The organism is Vogesella urethralis, from assembly GCF_007644045.2.
GTDB classification, from domain to species: domain Bacteria; phylum Pseudomonadota; class Gammaproteobacteria; order Burkholderiales; family Chromobacteriaceae; genus Vogesella; species Vogesella urethralis.
This window is the reverse complement of the sequence record NZ_VMDW02000135.1, coordinates 1-20,501: the sequence shown is the minus strand read 5'-3', so window position 1 is coordinate 20,501 and position 20,501 is coordinate 1. Positions and strand designations below refer to the sequence as shown.

General features: G+C 63.4%; 23 protein-coding genes and 1 tRNA gene. 15 read left to right on the top strand and 9 right to left on the bottom strand.

The features are described 5' to 3' along the window. Window positions 1-54: 54 nt before the first annotated feature. The 10 genes from FLQ03_RS16825 (at window position 55) to FLQ03_RS16780 (ending at window position 7,264) form a co-directional block, all read left to right on the top strand. Entirely contained in the window at window positions 55-909 is an 855-nt protein-coding gene (locus tag FLQ03_RS16825) for an urease accessory protein UreD (protein ID WP_144372008.1), read from the top strand. A gap of 19 nt (window positions 910-928) precedes the next feature. After that, window positions 929-1,231 carry an urease subunit gamma gene (locus FLQ03_RS16820; protein ID WP_144372007.1) on the top strand — a complete coding sequence of 101 codons (303 nt, stop codon included), beginning with the start codon at window positions 929-931 and terminating at the stop codon, window positions 1,229-1,231. Window positions 1,232-1,240: 9 nt separating this feature from the next. Then, window positions 1,241-1,546 carry an urease subunit beta gene (locus FLQ03_RS16815; protein WP_144372006.1) on the top strand — a complete coding sequence of 102 codons (306 nt, stop codon included), beginning with the start codon at window positions 1,241-1,243 and terminating at the stop codon, window positions 1,544-1,546. After that, window positions 1,543-3,243 carry an urease subunit alpha gene (ureC, locus tag FLQ03_RS16810; protein ID WP_144372005.1) on the top strand — a complete coding sequence of 567 codons (1,701 nt, stop codon included), beginning with the start codon at window positions 1,543-1,545 and terminating at the stop codon, window positions 3,241-3,243. The genes FLQ03_RS16815 and ureC overlap by 4 nt, the downstream gene beginning before the upstream one ends. Window positions 3,244-3,252: 9 nt before the next feature. Then, window positions 3,253-3,750: an urease accessory protein UreE gene (gene ureE / locus FLQ03_RS16805; protein ID WP_144372004.1), complete on the top strand. Its 498-nt coding sequence runs from the start codon at window positions 3,253-3,255 to the stop codon at window positions 3,748-3,750. After that, on the top strand, window positions 3,747-4,424 hold the full coding sequence (locus tag FLQ03_RS16800; protein WP_144372003.1) for an urease accessory protein UreF: 678 nt from the start codon (window positions 3,747-3,749) through the stop codon (window positions 4,422-4,424). Before ureE ends, FLQ03_RS16800 begins: the two co-directional genes overlap by 4 nt. Before the next feature lie 17 nt (window positions 4,425-4,441). Continuing rightward, entirely contained in the window at window positions 4,442-5,077 is a 636-nt protein-coding gene (gene ureG / locus FLQ03_RS16795; RefSeq protein WP_017508886.1) for an urease accessory protein UreG, read from the top strand. After that, window positions 5,070-5,639, top strand: coding sequence for a HupE/UreJ family protein (locus FLQ03_RS16790; protein ID WP_144372002.1), 570 nt, complete (start codon window positions 5,070-5,072; stop codon window positions 5,637-5,639). Before ureG ends, FLQ03_RS16790 begins: the two co-directional genes overlap by 8 nt. Window positions 5,640-6,122: 483 nt before the next feature. Then, entirely contained in the window at window positions 6,123-6,584 is a 462-nt protein-coding gene (locus tag FLQ03_RS16785) for a hypothetical protein (RefSeq protein WP_144372001.1), read from the top strand. 230 nt (window positions 6,585-6,814) lie between these two features. Beyond that, window positions 6,815-7,264 carry a hypothetical protein gene (locus tag FLQ03_RS16780; RefSeq protein ID WP_144372000.1) on the top strand — a complete coding sequence of 150 codons (450 nt, stop codon included), beginning with the start codon at window positions 6,815-6,817 and terminating at the stop codon, window positions 7,262-7,264. Between the two features lie 844 nt (window positions 7,265-8,108). On the opposite strand, the gene dapB is transcribed toward FLQ03_RS16780, so the two are convergent. Both dapB and FLQ03_RS16765 read right to left on the bottom strand, forming a co-directional pair. Then, a complete protein-coding gene (gene dapB, locus FLQ03_RS16770) occupies window positions 8,109-8,915 on the bottom strand; it encodes a 4-hydroxy-tetrahydrodipicolinate reductase (protein ID WP_144371999.1) in 807 nt (268 codons plus the stop codon). 3 nt (window positions 8,916-8,918) lie between these two features. Further along, on the bottom strand, window positions 8,919-9,296 hold the full coding sequence (locus FLQ03_RS16765) for an outer membrane protein assembly factor BamE (protein ID WP_144371998.1): 378 nt from the start codon (window positions 9,294-9,296) through the stop codon (window positions 8,919-8,921). A 92-nt stretch (window positions 9,297-9,388) separates the two neighbouring features. On the opposite strand from FLQ03_RS16765, the gene fur reads away from it, so the two are divergent. Genes fur through FLQ03_RS16750 form a run of 3 tightly spaced genes read left to right on the top strand, consistent with a single transcriptional unit; the run spans window position 9,389 to window position 11,245 of the window. Continuing rightward, entirely contained in the window at window positions 9,389-9,826 is a 438-nt protein-coding gene (fur, locus tag FLQ03_RS16760) for a ferric iron uptake transcriptional regulator (RefSeq protein WP_144371997.1), read from the top strand. Next, the gene (gene aat / locus FLQ03_RS16755; RefSeq protein ID WP_144371996.1) at window positions 9,823-10,527 is read left to right on the top strand and encodes a leucyl/phenylalanyl-tRNA--protein transferase; all 705 of its coding nucleotides are present in this window, start codon (window positions 9,823-9,825) and stop codon (window positions 10,525-10,527) included. Before fur ends, aat begins: the two co-directional genes overlap by 4 nt. Then, window positions 10,511-11,245, top strand: a complete 735-nt coding sequence (locus tag FLQ03_RS16750) for an arginyltransferase (RefSeq protein WP_144371995.1) — start codon at window positions 10,511-10,513, stop codon at window positions 11,243-11,245. Before aat ends, FLQ03_RS16750 begins: the two co-directional genes overlap by 17 nt. A 72-nt stretch (window positions 11,246-11,317) precedes the next feature. On the opposite strand, the gene FLQ03_RS16745 is transcribed toward FLQ03_RS16750, so the two are convergent. The 7 genes from FLQ03_RS16745 to FLQ03_RS16715 form a co-directional block, all read right to left on the bottom strand. Then, on the bottom strand, window positions 11,318-12,337 hold the full coding sequence (locus FLQ03_RS16745) for a quinone-dependent dihydroorotate dehydrogenase (RefSeq protein ID WP_144371994.1): 1,020 nt from the start codon (window positions 12,335-12,337) through the stop codon (window positions 11,318-11,320). Between the two features lie 90 nt (window positions 12,338-12,427). Continuing rightward, a complete protein-coding gene (locus FLQ03_RS16740; RefSeq protein ID WP_144371993.1) occupies window positions 12,428-13,018 on the bottom strand; it encodes a malonic semialdehyde reductase in 591 nt (196 codons plus the stop codon). Window positions 13,019-13,054: 36 nt separating this feature from the next. After that, complete coding sequence (motD, locus tag FLQ03_RS16735) at window positions 13,055-13,849, bottom strand: flagellar motor protein MotD (RefSeq protein WP_144371992.1); 795 nt, start codon at window positions 13,847-13,849, stop codon at window positions 13,055-13,057. Window positions 13,850-13,909: 60 nt separating this feature from the next. After that, a complete protein-coding gene (locus FLQ03_RS16730) occupies window positions 13,910-14,851 on the bottom strand; it encodes a S49 family peptidase (RefSeq protein ID WP_240802305.1) in 942 nt (313 codons plus the stop codon). A 13-nt stretch (window positions 14,852-14,864) separates the two neighbouring features. Continuing rightward, window positions 14,865-15,227, bottom strand: coding sequence for a Rieske (2Fe-2S) protein (locus FLQ03_RS16725; RefSeq protein WP_144371990.1), 363 nt, complete (start codon window positions 15,225-15,227; stop codon window positions 14,865-14,867). Then, the gene (locus tag FLQ03_RS16720) at window positions 15,206-15,862 is read right to left on the bottom strand and encodes an HAD-IA family hydrolase (RefSeq protein ID WP_144371989.1); all 657 of its coding nucleotides are present in this window, start codon (window positions 15,860-15,862) and stop codon (window positions 15,206-15,208) included. The genes FLQ03_RS16725 and FLQ03_RS16720 overlap by 22 nt, the downstream gene beginning before the upstream one ends. A 5-nt stretch (window positions 15,863-15,867) precedes the next feature. Then, on the bottom strand, window positions 15,868-16,812 hold the full coding sequence (locus FLQ03_RS16715; protein ID WP_144371988.1) for an RluA family pseudouridine synthase: 945 nt from the start codon (window positions 16,810-16,812) through the stop codon (window positions 15,868-15,870). Between the two features lie 508 nt (window positions 16,813-17,320). On the opposite strand from FLQ03_RS16715, the gene rne reads away from it, so the two are divergent. Further along, complete coding sequence (gene rne, locus FLQ03_RS16710) at window positions 17,321-20,335, top strand: ribonuclease E (protein ID WP_144371987.1); 3,015 nt, start codon at window positions 17,321-17,323, stop codon at window positions 20,333-20,335. Window positions 20,336-20,427: 92 nt separating this feature from the next. Continuing rightward, window positions 20,428-20,500: transfer RNA gene (locus FLQ03_RS16705), tRNA-Asn, on the top strand. The last annotated feature ends 1 nt before the right edge of the window (window position 20,501 follow it).

The following is a 20,501-nucleotide window of genomic DNA, read 5'->3' as shown; positions in this document are numbered from 1 at the left end:
CTGGCACGGGGCTTGCAATACCGCTATCGAACCGACTTTCCCCCTGCCTGCCCGATGAAACCCGACGCTGTTGCCGCTCTGCTCCCCCCGTCCCTGCTGCAAGGCTGGCCTGCCAGCCTGCAGCTGGCCTACGCCCGCGACGGCGCCCGCACCATTCCGGTGCTGCGCCGTCACAGTGGCCCGCTACGGGTGCAGAAGCACTTTATCGGTGCCGACGGCAGCTGCGAGCACATCATCGTGCACCCGCCAGGTGGCGTGGCCGGCGGCGACAGCCTGACGCTGGACATCGAGCTGCAGGCCGGTTGCGAGGTACTGCTCACCAGCCCCGGCGCCGCCAAGTGGTACGACGGCTTTGGCCGCCCGGCGCGGCAGCACATCAGCATCCGCCAGGCCGCCGGCAGCATGCTGGCGTGGCTGCCGCAGGAAACCATCCTGTTCGATGGCGCCGACGTGCGTTTTGCCAGCCGCGTCGATCTGGCCGGCGACGCCCGCCTGCTGTGGGGCGACGTGGTGTGCCTGGGACGCCCTGCGGCCAACCTTTTGTACCGCCGTGGCTGCTGGCGCCAGCAGGCCGACATCTACCGCGACGGCCGCTTGATCTACAGCGAGCGCACCGTGCTGCCGGCCGACAGCCCCCTGCTGCAGTCGCCGGTGGGCCTGGGCGGCCACAGCGTGGTAGCCACGCTGCTGTGGGCCGGGCCGGTGCTGCCACCCGCGCTGCACGACGCGGTACTGGCGCTGCCGCTGGCCGGCCAGGCCGCCGCCAGCCAGCTGGACGATATCTGGCTGGCGCGCTTTGTCGGCGACGGTGCCGAGGCGGCGCTGGCCTGGCTGCGCGCCGCCCGCCACCTGATCCACCCCTTTACCCACGGCCGCCCGGCGCACGCACCGCGCATCTGGGCGACCTAGCCGCTACCCAAGGACTGTTATGGAACTGACCCCCCGCGAGAAGGACAAGCTGCTGATCTTTACCGCCGCCTTGCTGGCCGAACGCCGCCGCGCGCGTGGCCTGAAGCTGAACTACCCGGAAGCCGTGGCCTTCATCAGCGCCGCCATCATGGAAGGGGCGCGCGACGGCCAGAGCGTGGCCGCGCTGATGCACTACGGCACCACGCTGCTGACCCGCCACGACGTGATGGACGGCGTGGCGGAGATGATTCCGGATATCCAGGTAGAAGCCACCTTTCCCGATGGCACCAAGCTGGTGACGGTCCACCAACCCATCGTCTAGGAGCCGGCCATGATCCCCGGAGAAATCCTCGCCGCCGACGGCGAGATCGAACTCAACGCTGGCCGCGCCACGCTGACGCTGCCGGTTTCCAATAGCGGCGACCGCCCGGTACAGGTGGGCTCGCACTACCACTTTGCCGAGGTCAACAACGCGCTGCTGTTCGACCGCGACGCGGCGCGCGGCTTCCGCTTGAACATCGCGGCCGGCACCGCCGTGCGTTTCGAGCCGGGCCAGACGCGCACCGTGGAACTGGTGGCGCTGGACGGCCTGCGCCGCGTGTACGGCTTTCAGGGCAAGGTGATGGGGGCATTATGAAAATCAGCAGACAGGCATACGCCGAGATGTTCGGCCCCACCACCGGCGACCGCGTGCGGCTGGCCGATACCGGCTTGCTGGCCGAGGTGGAGCACGATTACACCGTGTACGGCGAAGAGGTGAAATTCGGCGGTGGCAAGGTCATCCGCGACGGCATGGGCCAGAGCCAGGCGCTGGCGGCCGAGGTGGCCGACACGGTGCTGACCAACGCGCTGATCCTGGACCACTGGGGCATCGTGAAGGCCGATATCGCGCTGAAAAACGGCCGCATCGCCGCCATCGGCAAGGCCGGCAACCCGGACATCCAGCCTGGCGTGGACATCGTGATCGGCGCCTCCACCGAGATCATCGCCGCCGAGGGCATGATCGTCACCGCCGGCGGCATCGACACCCACATCCACTTCATCTGCCCGCAGCAGATCGACGAAGCGCTGATGTCCGGCGTCACCACCATGATAGGCGGCGGCACCGGCCCGGCCACCGGCACCAATGCCACCACCTGCACGCCGGGGCCGTGGCATATGGCGCAGATGCTGAAAGCCGCCGAGGCGTTTCCGATGAACCTGGGCTTTACCGGCAAGGGCAACGCCAGCCTGCCGGAGCCGCTGCGCGAGCAAGTACGCGCTGGCGCCATCGGCCTGAAACTGCACGAAGACTGGGGTACCACGCCGGCCGCCATCGACAACTGCCTGAGCGTGGCCGACGAGATGGACGTGCAGGTAGCTATCCACACCGACACGCTGAACGAAGGCGGCTTCATCGAGGCCACGCTGGCCGCGTTCAAGGGCCGCACCATCCACACCTACCATACCGAAGGCGCCGGCGGCGGCCACGCGCCGGACATCATCAAGGCCTGCGGCCAACGTAACGTCCTGCCCAGCTCCACCAACCCGACGCGGCCGTTTACCGTCAACACCATCGACGAGCACCTGGATATGCTGATGGTGTGCCATCACCTGGACCCGGCCATCGCCGAAGACGTGGCCTTTGCCGAAAGCCGCATCCGCCGCGAAACCATCGCCGCCGAAGACATCCTGCACGACCTGGGCGCTTTCGCCATGATGTCGTCCGACAGCCAGGCCATGGGCCGCGTCGGCGAAACCATCCTGCGCTGCTGGCAAACCGCCGACAAGATGAAGCAGCAGCGCGGCCCGCTGCCGGGCGACGGCCCCGGCAACGACAACGCCCGCATCAAGCGCTACCTGGCCAAGTACACCATCAACCCGGCCATTACCCACGGCGTTGCCCACGAGGTGGGCAGCGTGGAGGTAGGCAAGCTGGCCGACCTGGTGATCTGGCGGCCGGCGTTCTTTGGCGTGAAGCCCAGCCTGATCCTGAAGGGCGGCATCATCGCCGCCGCCGCGATGGGCGACGCCAACGCCAGCATCCCCACGCCGCAGCCGGTGCATTACCGGCCGATGTTCGGCGCCTACGGCGGCGCCATTGCCGCCGGCAGCGTCACTTTTGTGTCGCAGGCGGCGCTGGCCGCCGGCGTGGGCGAGGCGCTGGGGCTGAAGAAGCGGCTGGTGGCGGTGCAAGGCTGCCGCAGCGTGCAGAAAACCGACCTCATCCACAACGACTACCTGCCGGTGATCGAGGTGGACCCGCAAAACTACCAGGTGCGCGCCGACGGCGAACTGCTGTGGTGCGAGCCGGCCAGTGTGCTGCCGATGGCGCAGCGTTACTTTCTGTTCTAGGAGCCCAGCATGCTGGTATTGCGACAACACGCCAGCGGCGGCCAGCCGGCCGACCAGCTGGTGCTGGATTTTGACCGCCGCTGCAAGACGCGGCTGCTCACCCGTAGCGCCGCCGGCGAAGAAGTGGGCGTGATGCTGCCGCCGGGCAGCCCGCCGCTGCGCGATGGCGACCTGCTGCAGGCCGACGACGGCCGCTGCGTGCGCGTGGTAGCCGCCGCCGAGCCGCTGCTGCACGTGGCCTGCCACGACGCGGTAACGCTGGCGCGCGCGGCCTACCACCTGGGCAACCGCCACGTGAAAGTGGAAGTCGGCGCCGGCTGGCTGCGCCTGCTGCAGGACGACGTGCTGGCCGACATGCTGCAGCAGATGGGCCTGCAGGTGGAAAGGTTGGTCGCCGGCTTCTCGCCGGAGCACGGCGCCTACGGTGGCGGCCATCATCATTCGCACGGACAGGAGGCGGCGTTCCACTACGCGCCGAAAATCCACCAGTTCGAGGGCCAGCCATGAGCGCCACCGCCACCCGCCTGCAACTGCTGCGCCTGGCCAGCCCCGGCTTGCCGATTGGCGGCTACAGCTACTCGCAAGGCATGGAAACCGCGCTCGACCTGGGCCTGGTACACGACGAAGCCAGCGCCCAGCGCTGGCTGGCCGACCTGCTGGCCGGCCCGATGGCGCAATTTGACGGCGCCGTGCTGGCCGCCTGCTGCCGCGCGGCAGCCGATGGCGACGTGGCCGCGTTGCAGCGCCTTAACGAGCAGCTGCTGGCCAGCCGCGACAGCCGCGAGCAGGTGCTGGAAAGCACGCAGATGGGCTACTCGCTACGCCAGCTGCTGCTGGACCTGCCCGAAGGCGGCGATGCTGCTTTGTGGCCGGCTGGCGAGGCGCTGAGCCTGCCGGTGGCGTGGGCCTTGGCTGCCCGCTGCCTGCAATTGCCGGGCGAGCAGGCGCTGGAAGCCTGGCTGTGGGGCTGGCTGGAAAATCAGGTGATGGTACTGATGAAGGCCATGCCGATGGGGCAGAGCGCCGGCCAGCGCCTGATCTCCAGCCTGCTACCGGAGCTCGCCACCGCCGCCGCCCGCGCCTGGCAGCTGCCGGAAGACGACATCAGCAATTTCGCCCCCCTGTACGCCTGGGTGGCGCAGAAACACGAAACCCAATACAGCCGGTTGTTCCGGTCTTGATCAAAAGAGGACACAGCATGAAACAGGCAGCATTACGCGTCGGCATCGGCGGCCCGGTGGGCTCCGGCAAGACCCACCTTACCTGGGCGCTGTGCACGGCGCTGCGCGACAAATACAACGTGGCCGCTGTTACCAACGACATCTACACCCAGGAAGACGCGCAGTTTCTGGTGCGCAACGAGGCGCTGGCGCCAGACCGCATCATCGGCGTGGAAACCGGCGGCTGCCCGCACACCGCCATCCGCGAAGACGCCTCCATCAACCTGGAAGCCGTGGCGCGGCTGAACGCCCGCCACCCCGGCCTCGACGTCATCTTCATCGAAAGCGGCGGCGACAACCTGGCGGCCACCTTCAGCCCCGAGCTGTCCGACCTGACGCTGTACGTGATCGATGTGTCCGCCGGCGACAAGATCCCGCGCAAAGGCGGCCCCGGCATCTGCAAGAGCGACCTGCTGGTGATCAACAAGATCGACCTGGCGCCGCTGGTGGGCGCCTCGCTGGAGGTGATGGACCGCGACGCCAGCAAGATGCGCGGTGAGCGGCCGTTCATTTTCTCCAACCTCAAAAGCGGCCACGGCCTGGCCGACATCATCCGTTTCATCGAAGAAAAAGGCATGCTCACCCTGAATGCCGAAGGAGCTCACCATGCGTAAACCCCTGCTATTTATCCTGCTGGCTACTGCGGCGGGCCTCGCCCAGGCCCACACCGGCCACGGTGCCGACGGTTTTGCCCACGGCTTTGGCCACCCGTTTTCTGGCCTGGACCACCTGTTGGCCATGTTCGCCGTCGGCCTGTGGTCGGCGCAGCTGGGCGGCCACGCGCGCTGGCAAGGCCCGGCACTATTCGTGCTGATGCTGGCCGCTGGCGCGGCGCTGGGCGTAGCCGGTGTGGCACTGCCGTGGCTGGAAAGCGGCATCGCACTGTCGGTATTGCTTAGCGGCCTGCTGGTGGCCGCACTGGCGCGCCCGCCACGCCTGTTGGCCATGGCTGCCATCGCTGGCTTTGCGCTATACCACGGCGTAGCCCACGGCCTGGAAATGCCGGCCGACGCCAGCGGTGCCGCCTACGCCGCCGGCTTCATGCTGGCCAGCGCCCTGCTGCACATTGCCGGCGTGGCAGTCGGTCAGGGTACGCTGCGCAGCGCCATGTTGCTGCGTGCGCTGGGTGCCGCCATCGCCGCCTCGGGCGCACTGCTGCTGGTGGGCACGCTGTAAGGGCTGGCGGCCAACGTTGGCCTGGTAGGGTGGGCAAAGGCCAACGGCCGTGCCCACCGTTGTCTGTGGTGGCGGGGTATGGTGGGCACGCTGCGCTTTGCCCACCCTACGCGCCGTGGCACGGTTAGTCACCATTGCGGCCAATGTTGGCTTGGTAGGGTTGGCAAAGGCCGCAGGCCGTGCCTAGCAGCGTGCCGTCGCGACAGCGTTGGCCGCCAAATGGCTGCACGGTAGCGTTGCAGCGGTAACCAAAAGGGCAAGCCTGCGGGCTTGCCCTTTTGTCATGGCGTGGCGGTATGATGTGGGGGTAGGGTGGTAAGGCCGCAGGCTGCGTCTACCAAGATTTTAACAGCGTGCTGGGATGTAATGGCCTGGTCAGGTTGGTGCCGGAGCTAACCCCGGATGCGGCTATGCCCTTATCCGGGTTAGGTGCTGATACGGTTGTGGGAATATAGAAAAACGCTAAATATTCAGGGTTTTGATATGGCTGGTTTGAAAATTGGTGATGTGGTAGAGATAAAAACAAGAAATGGTTTGGCTTATGCGCAGTATACGCACAAGCACAAGCAGTATGGAGCATTGTTGCGGGTGTTTTCAGTTATTTCCGATTCTAGGCCGATTGATTTCGAGTTTCTTGTTATGGATGAGCCTAGGTTTATGTGCTTTTTTCCATTGAGTGCGGCGGTGAAGCAAGGAATTGTTTCGGTGGTTGCTAATGTTGCAATTCCACTGGAGGCAAAGCGGTTTCCAGTATTTCGCTCGGGGGTTGTTGATCCATCTACTGGTAAGGTAGCCAATTGGTGGCTGTGGGATGGAGAGAATGAGTGGATGATGGGGAGCTTGACTGCAGAGCAGAGGCGGTTATCCATTCTTGGTGTATGGAATGATACATTCCTCATTGAACGCATAGAATCTGGATGGAGCCCAGAGTACGATCCAAGATAATACCTGATGTTTGATAGGGTAATTTTTGCATTTGAAGTAAGAGTGTGGCCAGAATAAGCCAGCGGCGTATTCGTGGGCGAGCGGGGTGTCTCGACCAGGTTAAGTTGATCCTAGAGATAACCCCCGGATGTGGCTGTGCCTTATCCGGGCTACCTGCTGCATACTTATTTAGGTTCGGCGAAAGCTAGAGATGGCTTTGTTCGGGATAGTCATTTTGTGTTGGTAGATTTATGAAGTATTCTATTTTTTCTGTATCGAAGTATCTGGGTTGCAAATCATCTGCCATTCTTGCTGATGATTTTTGTAAAGACTGGAAATTTAGGAAGGTTGCGAGGCATGGTAGTTATTCGTATCGGAATGACTATATTTTCTCGAGGCGGGGCCTGTCATTTGCTTCGGATGGTGATGATGTTGTTTTGGCAATATTCTTGTCTTCCAAGGCGAGTCCGCCGTTTGATAGTGGCTTCGATGATTTGCCATTCTCATTTGGACGCCTTGAGGTGAGGAATAGATTTGGTGAACCGTCAGGCAGTAGAGAAAAATTTTATGATCCAATCCTGGGTGAGTATGGTGGGTGGGATTGTTTCAATTTTCCCACTCACGTTCTTCACGTGCAGTACTCCTCAGAAAGGGATGGTATTGAATTGATAACGCTGATGAGGCCTGATGTGACTTCTTAACATGGTATTGTGTTGCGAAAGGCAATGGTCGGATCAGGTAAGGTAACTGCGTGTGACAGTTAGCATGCAATAAGACCCTTCGTTAATTCTGTTAAATAAGTGCTAGATATTATGAGTGTACGTGTTCCAACGGAAGAAGACTATCAGCTTCACGATGGGCTCCACTATAGACATCTTTGGTGCGCGGCTGGGGATGATTGGTTGTGTCCCGGGTGTGGGCGCACTAAGTATCAGATTATGCGGTGGACGAAAAGATTTCCTAATTCACCAAATGCTTTTATGGGTTGGGTCGCTGCTCTGCATCGGCATCATGATCATTCTGTTGGATGTTCTGAGCAAGGTATTTCTCGGTTTCCTGCGGTTGTAATTTGTGGGCAGTGTAATTCTGCAGATGGTGCAGTGAAACGAAAGCTAAAATTGCCAAGGAATTTTTCTTTCTCGCCTGAAGAAATTAGGCTGTTTGTAAAATCTACACCGCATGGTAAACATGAAATCAACTATGCTATGGCTGCTATGATATATAGTTCATTAGTTTCCACAGACTCTTAGGGAAGGTCTGAACAAGTCCCTGCGTAAAAATATTGGCACAATATAATCAATGTGTTATGGTGTGCCAATATTGGAATCGGCCACTTATTCAGACCATCCTTAGGTTTGGCCTAATTGTGTAATAGTAAATGCACTTTTTGCCGGTATGTCGCTTTAATAGCCGGATCAATAGCTTAGATTGAGTGCTGACGATTGAGTGGGTGCTGCGAAGTCCAATCGCTCATGCATCAGACACAAACCGCCAGCCATGAAAAAAGCCAGCCCGCGGGCTGGCTTCTGCGTGGTGCAGGGGGGCTTAGCGCAGGCCCAGCACGTCTTGCATGTCGAACAGGCCGTGCGGCTTCGTGGCCAACCAGCCGGCGGCGCGTACGGCGCCGTTGGCGAAGGTGGCGCGGCTGCTGGCTTTGTGGGTGATTTCCACGCGTTCGCCCAGGGCGGCAAACAGCACGGTGTGGTCGCCCACCACGTCGCCGGCGCGCACGGTGGCGAAGCCGATGGTGCCAGGGTCGCGTTCGCCGGTGACGCCTTCACGGCCGTATACGGCGCAGTCTTTCAGATCGCGGCCCAGCGCGTTGGCTACCACTTCGCCCATGCGCAGCGCGGTGCCGGACGGGGCGTCTACCTTGAAGCGGTGATGCGCTTCCGTGATTTCGATGTCGTAGCCTTCGTTCAGCACGCGGGCGGCCATGTCCAGCAGCTTGAAGGTGAGGTTGACGCCCACGCTGAAGTTGGCCGCAAACACGATGCCGATGTGCTCGCCGGCGGCCTGGATGGCGGCTTTGCCGGCGTCGTCGAAACCGGTGGTGCCGATGATCATCTGCACCTTGTGTTGCACGCAGGCGGCCAGGTATTGCAGGGTGGCTTCCGGGCGGGTGAAGTCGATCACCACGTGGGCGCCGTCCAGCGCGGCGCTGAAGTCGCTGCTGATCTTCACGCCGGTGTCACGGCCCATGAACAGGCCGGCGTCCTGGCCGATGAATGGCGATTCGGCGCGGTCGATGGCGGCGTGCAGGCGCGCGCCCGGGGTGGCAAGAACGGATTCGATCAGCGTGCGGCCCATGCGGCCAGCAGCGCCAACGATGACGATATTCTGGGTGCTCATGCTTTATCTTTGTCCGGCATTGGGGTTGGTATTATCCAGGGTGGGGCGCAGGGCAGGGAAGGCCTGCCCCTCGACACGGGTCACCACGTCCTTGCTGAAGTAGACGGTCAACTGCTTTTCTTCTGTCGGTTTGCCCGGCTTTTCGATGCGGTAGGTGTAATCCCAGCGGTCACCGTGGAAGATATCGGCCAGCAGCGGGGTGCCCAGCAGGAATTTTACCTGTGGACGGGTCATGCCAGGCTTGACGCGGGCTACCGCGTCCTCGGTCACGTAGTTGCCCTGCTGGATGTCCATGCGGTGCGCCGTCAGCCACGTGGTGGGGTTGAACGAGCTGCAGGCGGTAAGGAACAGCACAGCGAGCAGGGGGAGGGACTTGAGCATCTTAACCATGGGTGCCTAGGGTCACAGTTGGGGAATCGGTGAAAAGGTTTTATCATACTGGAAGACCGCCAACCACGATATAAGAACCCCACATGAACAAAGCCAGCCACCTGAAGGGCATCGGCCTGAAAGCCACCGGTCCCCGCCTGCGCATTCTCGACCTGTTCGAGACCAGCGAAGAACGCCATATGTCGGCGGAAGACGTTTACAAGAAGCTGATCGCCGAAGATGCCGATATCGGCCTGGCCACCATTTACCGCGTGCTGACCCAGTTCGAGCAGGCCGGCATCCTGATCCGCCACCATTTCGAATCGGGCAAAGCGGTATACGAGCTGAACCAGGGTGGCCACCACGATCACATGGTGTGCTACCGCTGCGGCAAGGTAACCGAGTTTTACGACCCGGAAATCGAAGCCCTGCAAGACCGTATTGCCGAACAGCACGGCTTCCGCATCAAGGACCACTCGCTGTACCTGTACGGCGAATGCAGCGACTGCGTGAACTGCGAGCCCAAAACCTTCAAGCGATGATCGCTGTTCTGGGCGCTGCCCATGCCTTCCCGCCGGTAACGCAGGCCCTGCGCGAGCCGGACGGTTTGCTGGCGGCCGGTGGCGACCTGTCGCCCGGCCGTTTGCTGGCGGCTTACCGCAGCGCGGTGTTTCCCTGGTTTTCCCCTGGCGACCCCATTTTGTGGTGGTCGCCTTCGCAGCGTATGGTGCTGCAGCCATCGCAGGTGCGGGTAACCCGCTCCTTGGCCAAGGCCATGCGCAATCGCCGTTACCGCATTACCATCGATACCGCATTCGAGCAGGTAATGCGTGCCTGCGCAGCGCCGCGTGACGGCCAGAACGGCACCTGGATTACCGACGAGATGGTGGCCGCCTACGCCGAACTGCACCGGCTGGGGCACGCCCATTCTTATGAATTCTGGCAGGACGGCCGCCTGGCCGGCGGCCTGTACGGCGTGGCCGTTGGCCGCATGTTTTATGGCGAGTCGATGTTCCACCGCGCGACCGACGCGTCCAAGATCACCTTTGTCACCATGGCGCAGCACCTGCAGCGCCACGGTTTCGGCATGGTGGATTGCCAGATGTTCACCCCGCACCTGGAAAGCCTGGGTGCACAGCTGATTTCACGCGACGAATTTATTGCTAGACTGGAAACGTCCCTCGGTCAGCCACAGCCCGCCGGTATGTGGCAGGAAAGCTTCCGCAATGAGCCATCGCGATGACGCCATCGCCGTAATCCATTTCTACGCTACGGCACCTTACCCCTGCAGTTACCTCGACGGCCATCAGGCGCGGTCGCAGGTAGCCATTCCTGCCGACGCTATCGACGGCAGCGTGTACTCGCGCCTGGTGGGCTTGGGTTTCCGGCGTAGCGGCCACTTTACCTACCGGCCGTACTGCGATGACTGTCGTGCCTGCATCCCGGTGCGCATTCCGGTGGCGCAGTTCCTGCCCAACCGCAGCCAGCGCCGCGCCCAGCGCCAGCATGACGGGCTGGAAGTTCGCATGCTGCCGCTGGCTTTCGTGCAGGAGCACTACGAGCTGTACTATCGCTACCAGCGTGCGCGCCATGATGGGGGCGGCATGTCGGACGACGATCCGGTGCAGTACGCCGAGTTCATCCTGAAGAGCCGGGTGGACAGCTTTCTGGTGGAGTTTCGCGAGCAGGGCGTGCTGCGCATGGTCAGCCTGATCGACCGGCTGGATGACGGCCTGTCGGCGGTGTACACCTTTTTCGACCCCGAGGTGCCTGGCGCCTCGTACGGCGTGTACAACGTGCTGTGGCAGGTGGCACTGGCGCAGCAGCTGGCGTTGCCGCATGTGTACCTGGGCTACTGGATCAAGGCGTCGCCCAAGATGGTGTACAAACAGCACTACCGCCCGTTGCAGATGCTGGATAACGGCCGCTGGGTGCCGTTTCGCGACGATGTGACGCCCTGACGCCCGTCTGGGTTGGCCGCAGTAACAACAAGGCCCGGCATTGCCGGGCCTTGTGCTGTGCAGTGGCGCTGCTTACTTGCGCTGCAGCGCGTCGGCGCACTCGCTGATCAGGCCCGGGCCGCGGTAGATCAGGCCGGAGTACAGCTGCACCAGCGTGGCGCCGGCGTCGATCTTCTCGCGGGCGTCGTCGCCGCACAGGATGCCGCCCACGCCGATGATGGGCAGGGCGCCGTCCAGCGCGCGCGCCAGGTTGCGGATTAGCGCGGTGGAGCGTTCGCGCACCGGCGCGCCGGATAGGCCGCCCGCTTCGCCGGCCAACGCGTGGCCGGCGATTTCGCTGCGCGACAGCGTGGTGTTGGTGGCGATCACCGCGTCCAGTCGGTGCTGGGTCAGTAGGCGGGCGATGTCGTCGGTTTGCTCGGCGTCCAGGTCGGGGGCGATCTTCACCGCCAGCGGCACGTAGCGGCCGTACTGGTCGGCCAGGCGCGACTGGCGGTTTTTCAGCGCGCCCAGCAGCTCGGACAGTTCATCCGCTTGCTGCAGCTGGCGCAGGTTCTTGGTGTTGGGCGACGAAATGTTCACCGTCACGTAGCTGGCGCACTCGTATACGCGGTCCAGGCAGGTGAGGTAGTCGTCTTTGGCGTTTTCGATCGGGGTGGCGGCGTTCTTGCCGATGTTGATGCCCAGAATGCCCTTGAAGCGGCTCTGGCGCACGTTCTCCAGCAGCACGTCCACGCCCTTGTTGTTGAAGCCCATGCGGTTGATGATGCCCTGGTGTTCGGGCACGCGGAACAGGCGCGGCTTGGGGTTGCCGTCTTGCGGGCGCGGGGTGATGGTGCCGATTTCGATGAAACCGAAGCCCAGCGCCGCCAGTGCATCGATGTGGTCGCCGTTCTTGTCCAGGCCGGCGGCCAGGCCGATCGGGTTGGGGAAGGTCAGGCCCATGGCTTTAACCGGGTTGCGGCCAACCTTGCGGGCAATGAGGCCGGTCAGCTGCAGCTGGTGGGCGGTATCCAGCATTTTCAGCGTGGTTTCGTGTGCAGACTCGGCATCGGTGCGGAACAGCAAGGGGCGTAGCAGGGGGTAAAGCATACGGTCTCCGTGGGCGACAAAATGCCCGGCATTATAACCGGGCAGGGCGGGTTTAGGGGGCGGCCATGCGGCCACGCCCCGGGGCCGGCATCAGTCGATGCGGCAGGCTTCGTCAAACGCCAGGCGCGGCGAGCGCGGGTAGACCTTGGTGGCGTCGCCGTAGCCCAGGTTGATCAGGAAGTTGGCTTTCACATTGCCTTCCGGGAAGAATGCGGCTTCCACGGCGGCAGCGTCAAAGCCGGACATCGGGCCACAGTCCAGCCCCAGCGCACGGGCGGCCATGATCAGGTAGGCGCCTTGCAGGCTGCTGTTGCGGAACGCGGTGGCCTGGATGGCGGCGTCGTTGCCGGCAAACCAGCTGCGGGCGTCAGCGTGCGGGAACAGCTTGGGCAGCTGGTCGTAGAACTGCATGTCCATGCCCACGATCACGCACACCGGCGCGCTCATGGTTTTTTCCACATTGCCTTCCATCAGGCAGGGCTTCAGCTTGGCCTTGGCCTCGTCCGAACGCACGAACACCAGACGCGCCGGGCTGCAGTTGGCACTGGTCGGGGCCATCTTCATCAGGTCGTACAGTTCGCGCAGCGTGCTGTCGCTGACCTCGCGCTTTTGCCAGGCGTTGTGGGTACGGGCGTTGATGAACAGTTGTTCCAGGGCCGGTTGGCTGATGTGCGTTGACATGGTGTGCTCCTCTTTGCTTTGGCTATGGTGGGATGCTTACTGCGGAATCTTCACCGCCACGCCAGCCGGTGCGGCGTCCTGGCCGTTGGCGGTATTGGAAATGATGGTAATGGCCACGCGGCGGTTCTGGGCGCGGCCTTCCGGGGTGTCGTTGTCGGCGGTGGGTTTGGTTTCGCCGCGCCCCACGGCTACCAGGCGGTCGGGGGCAATGCCGTTTTCCATGAACAGGCGCACGATGCTGCCGGCGCGCGCCGCGGACAGCTCCCAGTTGGACGGGAAGAACGCATTGCGGATGGGGGTGTTGTCGGTAAAGCCTTCCACCCGTACTTGGTTGTCTACCGTGGCCAGCTGGCGTGCCACTTCGGCCAGCAGGGCCGGCGAGGTGCCGTTGGGAGCGGCCTGGCCGGCCGGGAACAGCGCGGTGTCCTTGATCTCGATATGCACGCCTTCGTCGTCCTGGCGCATCGACAGCTGGCCGCCCTGGATCAGCGGTGCCAGGCTCTTAGCCAGGCCGCTGGATAGCGTTTCCAGCTTGCGCCGTTCTTTCATGCGCGCCTCGCTCTTGATGGCGGTGGCAATCGGGCGGGTATTGGGAATCTCGATCATGGTGTTGGCGCCGCCGCTGGGGGGCGTGACCTGGATGGCCAGGTTACCGCTGCGGAAGGCGTCGGTCATGGCGCTGGACAGCACGCGGTACTTGCCTTCGTTGACCTGCGAGATGGCGTACATCACCACGAAGAAAGCAAACAGCAGGGTGATGAAGTCGGCGTAGGAAACCAGCCAGCGTTCGTGGTTCTCGTGTTCCTCTTCCTCTTTGCGGCGTCGTGCCATGGTGCCTGTTCCTGCAGATAGCGCAAGGTTGGCCGCTTGCGGCCAACCTTGGGGTTGAAATCAGTGCCAGCGGGTGTCGCCCAGCATGGCACGTACACCGCCGCTGAACGATACGCCGATGCGGCGTGCTACACGGCTGGCCAGGTCGTCATCGGGCGTGAAGTCCACCACTTCGTCGGCCTTGATCACGTCGCGGGCCACCGAGCCCACCGAGCCCAGGCCGTCGGCCAGCCCCAGCTTGATGCTGCTGCTGCCCAGCCACACGCGGCCGCTGAACAGGTCCGGGTCGTCGGCCAGGCGTTTGCCGCGGCCTTCTTTCACCACGGCAATGAACTGGGCGTGGATTTCATCCAGCAGCCCCTGGCGGATGGCTTCCTGCTGCGGGTTTTTCGGCGAGAACGGGTCGCCCATGCCCTTGTTGCTGCCGGCGGTAGCCAGGCGGCGTTCGATGCCGAGCTTTTCCATCGCCTTGTCGAAGCCGAAGCCATCGGAAATGACGCCGATGGAGCCGACGATGCTGGCTTTATCAACATAGATGCGGTCGGCAGCGGCAGCAATGTAGTAGCAGCCGGAGGCGCACACTTCTTCCACCACCATGTACACCGGTACCTTGGGGTGCAGCTTTTTCAGGCGGCGGATTTCGTCATTGGCCATGCCGGACAACACCGGGCTGCCGCCCGGGCTGTTGGCGCGGATAACGATGCCGCGGGTGTTGCTGTCTTCAAACGCCGCCTGCAGGCCGTCCAGCATCTTGCCGGTGGCGTCGCTTTCGCTGTCGATGGCACCGTCCAGCGATACCACGGCGGTGTGTGGCTTGCCGACGGCGGCGGTTTTGCTGCGGCTTTCAAAGTCGGCAAACATCAGGCCGACAAAGGCCACGAAAGCACCCAGCCAGGCCAGGCGGAAGAAGATCTTCCAGCGGCGGGCGCTGCGTTGTTCGTTCAGGCTGGCGCTGGCCAGCTTTTCAATCAGTTTGCGTTCCCAGTTGTGCTCGTGTTCCACGCGATGTCCTCGCTTACGCTTCTGTATGGGGGTCGGGCAGATAGTATACATGCCCGTCGCATTCTTCTACCGCCAGCCCTTGCAGGCTGCGGCCGCTGCAGGGGCCTGCGATGCACAGGCCGCTATCGGGGCGGTACAGCGCGCCGTGCAGGCTGCAGATCAGGTACAGGCCGCTGCTATCGAAAAAGCGGCCGTCCTGCCAGTCCAGCTCGGTGGGGACGTGGCGGCAGCGGTTCAGGTAGGCGTGCACCACGCCCTGGTGGCGTACGGCAAAGGCGGCGGCCTGTTCGCCCTGCCAGTGCACGGTAAAGCGCACACCCTTGCCGCCGTCGGCCAGTTCGTCGCTGCGGGCGATCAGTTGCCGTGCATCAGCCATTGTTGCAACTCGGGGTAGCTGTGGAAGATGGCCTGCGGGCCGCAATCCTGCAGTACGTCCAGCGGGTGGGCGCCGTAGCTGACGCCGGCGCTGTGGGTGCCGGCGTGTCGCGCCATCAGCAGGTCGTGGCTGGTATCGCCCACCATCAGCGTGCGGGCGGGTTGCATGCCGGTCAGTTCGCAGATTTGCAGCAGCATGTCGGGGTGCGGCTTGCTATGGCATTCGTCCACGGTGCGGGTGGTGACGAAGCGCGTTTGCAGGCCGGTGCTGGTCAGCGCATGGTTGAGGCCGCTGCGGCTCTTGCCGGTGGCGACCGCCAGCAGGTAGCCGGCGTCTTCCAGTGCGGCCAACCCTGCCAGCACGCCGTCGAACAGCTCGACGGTTTCTTCCTGGTGCACGTATTGATGGCGGTAGGCGTCGGCCATCGCCTGGTGGGTGCTGGCCGGCAGCTGCGGGTGGATGTGGCGCATGGCGTCGATCAGCCCCAGACCGATGACGTGGCTGGCAGCCTCGCGGCTGGGCACGGGCAGGTCCAGCTGGGCGCAGGCGCGCTGGATGCTGCGCACGATGTGGGCGGTGGAATCCATCAGGGTACCGTCCCAGTCGAAGACGATCAGGTCGTAGGCGTGTCGCATGGTGCTCAGGCTTGCTCCAGGGTGTCCAGGAATCGGGTGAGTTCTTTCGGCAGCGGCGCGTGCAGGGCCAGCGGTTCGCCGGTAAGCGGGTGCGGCAGGCTGAGGTTGGCCGCATGCAGGAACATGCGCTTCAGGCCGCGGCGTTGCAGCTCGCGGTTGGCGGCAAAGTCCCCGTATTTTTCATCGCCGGCAATCGGGCAGCCGTTGGCTTGCATGTGGACGCGGATCTGGTGGGTGCGGCCGGTACGCAGCAGGGCTTCTACCAGGGTGACGTCGGCGTAGCGCTGCTGCACGGTAAAGATGGTGTGCGCGTAAATGCCCTGGTCTTCGTCCACTCGCACCATGCGTTCGCCGTTGGGGGTGTGGAAGCGGTGCAGCGGCAGTTTGACGTGACGCACATTGGCCGGCCATTGGCCCAAGCCTAGAGCGAAGTAGCGTTTTTGCGGCACGTCGTTGCGGATCATCTCGTGCAGTTTGACCAGCGCCGAACGCTTCTTGGCGATCATCAGCAGGCCGGAGGTTTCGCGGTCCAGGCGGTGAACCAGCTCCAGGTAGCGCGCCTGCGGGCGAGCGCGGCGCAGCTGTTCGATCACGCCGAACGACACGCCGCTGCCGCCGTGCACGGCCACGCCGGCCGGCTTGTTGATCACCAGTAGCGCGTCGTCTTCGTAGACGATGGGGAACTCGTGCTGCGGGATGTGGCTGTCGGCGCTGGCCGGTTTGTCGGCAATGCGGATCGGCGGGATGCGCAGCTCGTCGCCCTGCTGCAGGCGGTGCTGGGCGTCCACGCGGCCCTTGTTCACCCGCACTTCGCCGGAGCGGATGATGCGGTAAATGTGGCTTTTGGGCACGCCCTTCAGCAGGCGCACCAGGTAGTTGTCCAGGCGCTGGTCGGCGCCGTTTTCGTCTACCTTGTGAAGTGTCACGGAATCTTTGCGAATATCAGTCATATTGCTTATACTTCGTGGGCTTTGTCGCGCAGAAATTGCAGCGGCAGAAAGCACACCGGTTTAGGGTCGCAGAGTTATCGATTGCGGCGCTGCTGCGCAACATCAACCGGCCGGCAGGCTAAGCGCCTGACCTGATGCCGGTTTCCCGGTCGCAGCCAAGGTTATCTCGCTCACCCAAAAGTAGCGATGTTAATGCATTTACATGCATGACGCACTCACGCCAGTTTCCATTCCGGAACGCCCAAGCCCGTTCCGGGATTCGCAGCAAAATTTGACCCGGCGTGGCCATACGCCCATTTTTTCCGGCCGCACAGCGGACGGAAACCCCAACAGTGTGCTGTCTGCACTGCCGCAGGCCACGTGATTAGCAACAGGAAGTCGGCTTAACGCTCGCTGTAATTTCGCTCTTTACTGAACACTTCTTTCGGTATGCGCCCATCTCAATCACTGGGCCGTCAAATACTTGCTGTACCCCTTCCGTGAGTGCACGCGTAGGGATTGTTTTTACATGAAACGCATGCTTTTCAATGCAACGCAGGCAGAAGAACTGCGCGTTGCCATTGTCGACGGGCAAAAGCTCATCGACCTCGACATCGAAACCGTCGGCAAAGAACAACGTAAAGGGAATATCTACAAAGGCACGATCACTCGCATCGAGCCGTCCCTGGAAGCTTGTTTTGTCGATTACGGCACCGAACGCCACGGTTTCCTGCCCTTCAAGGAAGTGTCCCGCAGCTATTTCCAGAACTACGACGGTGGCCGTCCGCGCATCCAGGACGTATTGCGCGAAGGCATGGAAGTGGTGGTGCAGGTGGAAAAAGACGAGCGCGGCAACAAGGGCGCGGCGCTGACCACCTACATCAGCCTGGCTGGCCGTTACGTGGTACTGATGCCGAACAACCCGCGTGGCGGTGGCGTATCGCGCCGTATCGAGGGTGAAGAGCGTCAGGAGCTGAAAGACCTGCTGTCGCAGCTGGAAGTGCCGAACGGCATGAGCCTGATTGCGCGCACCGCCGGTATCGGCCGCAGCCTGGAAGAGCTGCAGTGGGACTTGAACTACCTGCTGCAACTGTGGCGCGCCGTGGACGGTGCCGCCGGTGCCCAGGCCGCGCCGTTCCTGATTCTGCAGGAAGGCAGCCTGGTCATTCGCGCCATCCGCGACTACTACCAGCCGGACATCGGTGAGATCCTCATCGATACCGAAGAAATCTACGAGCAGGCCCGCCAGTTCATGAGCCACGTGATGCCCAACAACGTTGGCCGCGTGAAGCTGTACAAAGACCCGGTGCCGCTGTTCTCCCGCTTCCAGATCGAACACCAGATCGAAACTGCGTTCTCGCGTGCGGTAACCCTGCCGTCCGGCGGCGCCATCGTGATCGACCACACCGAAGCGCTGGTGTCGGTAGACGTGAACTCGGCGCGCGCCACCAAGGGTGCCGACATCGAGGACACCGCATTCCGTACCAACCTGGAAGCCGCCGAAGAGATCGCCCGCCAGCTGCGTCTGCGCGACCTGGGCGGCCTGATCGTGATCGACTTCATCGACATGGAAAGCCAGAAGAACCAGCGCGACGTGGAAAACCGTCTGCGCGAGGTGCTGAAGCACGACCGTGCCCGCGTGCAAATGGGCAAGCTGTCGCGTTTTGGCCTGCTGGAGCTGTCGCGTCAGCGCCTGCAGCCTAGCCTGGGCGAGACCAGCCACGTACCGTGCCCGCGTTGCCACGGTATCGGCTTCATCCGTGGTATCGAATCTTCCGCCCTGCACATCCTGCGCATCATCCAGGAAGAGGCGATGAAGGAAAACACCGGTGCCGTTCACGCCCAGGTGCCGGTGGATGTCGCCACCTTCCTGTTGAACGAAAAACGCGCCGAGATTTACGCCATCGAAGCCCGTCTCGACGTGGCTGTGGTGCTGATCCCCAACCTGCATCTGGAAACCCCGCACTACAAGATCGTGCGCGTACGCCACGACGACCTGGCTGAAGTCAGCGAGTCGCCGAGCTACCGCCGTGTCGAAGTGCCGGAAGAAGACGCCGTGCTGCCGTTTGGCCAGGAAAAGGCCAAGCCGGAGCGTCTGGAGGCTGCTGTTAAAGGCATTACCCCGGCCCAGCCGGCCCCGATGGCGGCCGACCCGGTGCCGGCAGCTGCTCCCGCGGCGCCTGCGCCGGTGGCCGCTGTGCGCGAAGAGCCGGGCCTGATCGCCAAGATCGTTGGCTGGTTCAAGGGTCTGCTGGGTGAAGAGCCGGCAGCGCCGGCGCCGGCCCCGGTGGCGGAGGCCAAAAAACCGCAACGCGAAGCGCGTAACCCGCGCCAGCGTAACGAGCGTCGCCCGAACGGCCGTCGTGACCGTGAAGATGGCCGCAATGGCCGTGACGAGCAGCGTGGCAACCGCGAGCAGCGTGAAGAGCGCCAGCCGCGTCAGCAGCAGGACGACCAGCGCCGCCGCGCGCAGCCGGCCGCCGATGCGCAGCCGCAAGCGCCGCGTGAAGAGCGTAGCGAGCAGGCACCGCGCCAGGAGCGCCAGGAACGAGCCCCGCGCCGCGAACGCGAACCGCGTGAGGCGCGCGAGCCGCGTGACAACGCACCGCGTGCCGAGGCAGTAGAAGGTGCCAAGGAGCGTGATCAGCAGCCGCGCAACGAGCGCCGTCGTGAGCGTCAGCCGCGCGAGAGCCGTGAGCAGCGCGAAGCACGCGAGCAACTGCAAGCGTCGGTAGCGCCGGAGGTCGCAGTGGTGCCGCAAGCGCTGGACGAGGTGGTGGATGCCGTCGCCGACGCCAACGTGGTGGCCAGCGAGCAGTCGGCGGAAGCGGCAGCAGCGCAGGGCGAGCAGCGCGAGCGTCGTCGCCGTCGTTCCCGTCGTGAACGTCGTGACGAACTGCCGGCAGGCGAGCAGACTGCCGAGCAGGCTGACGTGGTGTCTGAGGCGGCAGTAGCCGACGCAGCGCCGCAGGTGGTTGCCGAGGTGGCCGAAGCGCCGGCAGTGGTTGCTGCCGTGACCGAGCAAGTGGCTGAGGTGGTGGCGGTGGCGGATGTTGCCGCAGAGCCGGCACCCGTCGTAGAGCCGGTTGCCGAGCCGGTAGCGGTAGCCGTCGTCGAAGCTGCTGCCGAGCCGGTAGTCGTGGTGGCCGAGGCTGTGACTGCGGCCGAACCGGCGCCGGTAGCCGAGCCGGTGGCGGCGGTTGTGGAAACGCCGCTAGCCGAGCCGGAAGTGGTGGTTGAGCCGGTCGCCGAGGTGGTTGCAGCGGTAGCTGAGGCGGTTGCCGACGCCGTGCCTGCCGAGGTGGCAGCGGTTGAGGTGGTGGTCGAGCCGGTAGCGGCAGCGGCTGTGCCGGAAGTGGCACAGGCTGCGCCGGATCTGGGTGGTCTGGTGTTGGTGACAACCCGTCCGGCAGCCGAACTGCCGCCGGTAGTGGAAGCGCCGGAAGCGCCGAAAGGCAAGCGCCGTCGTGAAGTGGTGCGCGAGGTGGCGGAAGAGGCCCCGGTAGCGCTGGTGCAGGTGCAAACCCAGCGCCAGGACAGCTAAGTCCTTGATCCTTCGTCAGGCCTGAAAAGTTTATCGATTCAGGCTTGACGAAAGGAAAAGCGCTGCCTACAATGCGCACCTCTCAAGGCAATTCCCTGATAGCTCAGTCGGTAGAGCGACGGACTGTTAATCCGCAGGTCGCAGGTTCGAGCCCTGCTCGGGGAGC

Excerpts from the sequence above, each read along its gene's own strand:
- aat (WP_144371996.1), top strand. The coding sequence starts at position 9,823 with ATGATCGCTGTTCTGGGCGCTGCCCATGCCTTCCCGCCGGTAACGCAG.
- fur (WP_144371997.1), top strand. The coding sequence starts at position 9,389 with ATGAACAAAGCCAGCCACCTGAAGGGCATCGGCCTGAAAGCCACCGGT.
- FLQ03_RS16715 (WP_144371988.1), bottom strand. The coding sequence starts at position 16,812 with ATGACTGATATTCGCAAAGATTCCGTGACACTTCACAAGGTAGACGAA.
- FLQ03_RS16725 (WP_144371990.1), bottom strand. The coding sequence starts at position 15,227 with ATGGCTGATGCACGGCAACTGATCGCCCGCAGCGACGAACTGGCCGAC.
- FLQ03_RS16785 (WP_144372001.1), top strand. The coding sequence starts at position 6,123 with ATGGCTGGTTTGAAAATTGGTGATGTGGTAGAGATAAAAACAAGAAAT.
- FLQ03_RS16720 (WP_144371989.1), bottom strand. The coding sequence starts at position 15,862 with ATGCGACACGCCTACGACCTGATCGTCTTCGACTGGGACGGTACCCTG.
- ureC (WP_144372005.1), top strand. The coding sequence starts at position 1,543 with ATGAAAATCAGCAGACAGGCATACGCCGAGATGTTCGGCCCCACCACC.
- FLQ03_RS16750 (WP_144371995.1), top strand. The coding sequence starts at position 10,511 with ATGAGCCATCGCGATGACGCCATCGCCGTAATCCATTTCTACGCTACG.
- FLQ03_RS16765 (WP_144371998.1), bottom strand. The coding sequence starts at position 9,296 with ATGCTCAAGTCCCTCCCCCTGCTCGCTGTGCTGTTCCTTACCGCCTGC.
- FLQ03_RS16820 (WP_144372007.1), top strand. The coding sequence starts at position 929 with ATGGAACTGACCCCCCGCGAGAAGGACAAGCTGCTGATCTTTACCGCC.
- ureE (WP_144372004.1), top strand. The coding sequence starts at position 3,253 with ATGCTGGTATTGCGACAACACGCCAGCGGCGGCCAGCCGGCCGACCAG.
- rne (WP_144371987.1), top strand. The coding sequence starts at position 17,321 with ATGAAACGCATGCTTTTCAATGCAACGCAGGCAGAAGAACTGCGCGTT.
- FLQ03_RS16790 (WP_144372002.1), top strand. The coding sequence starts at position 5,070 with ATGCGTAAACCCCTGCTATTTATCCTGCTGGCTACTGCGGCGGGCCTC.
- FLQ03_RS16745 (WP_144371994.1), bottom strand. The coding sequence starts at position 12,337 with ATGCTTTACCCCCTGCTACGCCCCTTGCTGTTCCGCACCGATGCCGAG.
- motD (WP_144371992.1), bottom strand. The coding sequence starts at position 13,849 with ATGGCACGACGCCGCAAAGAGGAAGAGGAACACGAGAACCACGAACGC.
- ureG (WP_017508886.1), top strand. The coding sequence starts at position 4,442 with ATGAAACAGGCAGCATTACGCGTCGGCATCGGCGGCCCGGTGGGCTCC.
- FLQ03_RS16780 (WP_144372000.1), top strand. The coding sequence starts at position 6,815 with ATGAAGTATTCTATTTTTTCTGTATCGAAGTATCTGGGTTGCAAATCA.
- dapB (WP_144371999.1), bottom strand. The coding sequence starts at position 8,915 with ATGAGCACCCAGAATATCGTCATCGTTGGCGCTGCTGGCCGCATGGGC.
- FLQ03_RS16815 (WP_144372006.1), top strand. The coding sequence starts at position 1,241 with ATGATCCCCGGAGAAATCCTCGCCGCCGACGGCGAGATCGAACTCAAC.
- FLQ03_RS16825 (WP_144372008.1), top strand. The coding sequence starts at position 55 with ATGAAACCCGACGCTGTTGCCGCTCTGCTCCCCCCGTCCCTGCTGCAA.
- FLQ03_RS16740 (WP_144371993.1), bottom strand. The coding sequence starts at position 13,018 with ATGTCAACGCACATCAGCCAACCGGCCCTGGAACAACTGTTCATCAAC.
- FLQ03_RS16800 (WP_144372003.1), top strand. The coding sequence starts at position 3,747 with ATGAGCGCCACCGCCACCCGCCTGCAACTGCTGCGCCTGGCCAGCCCC.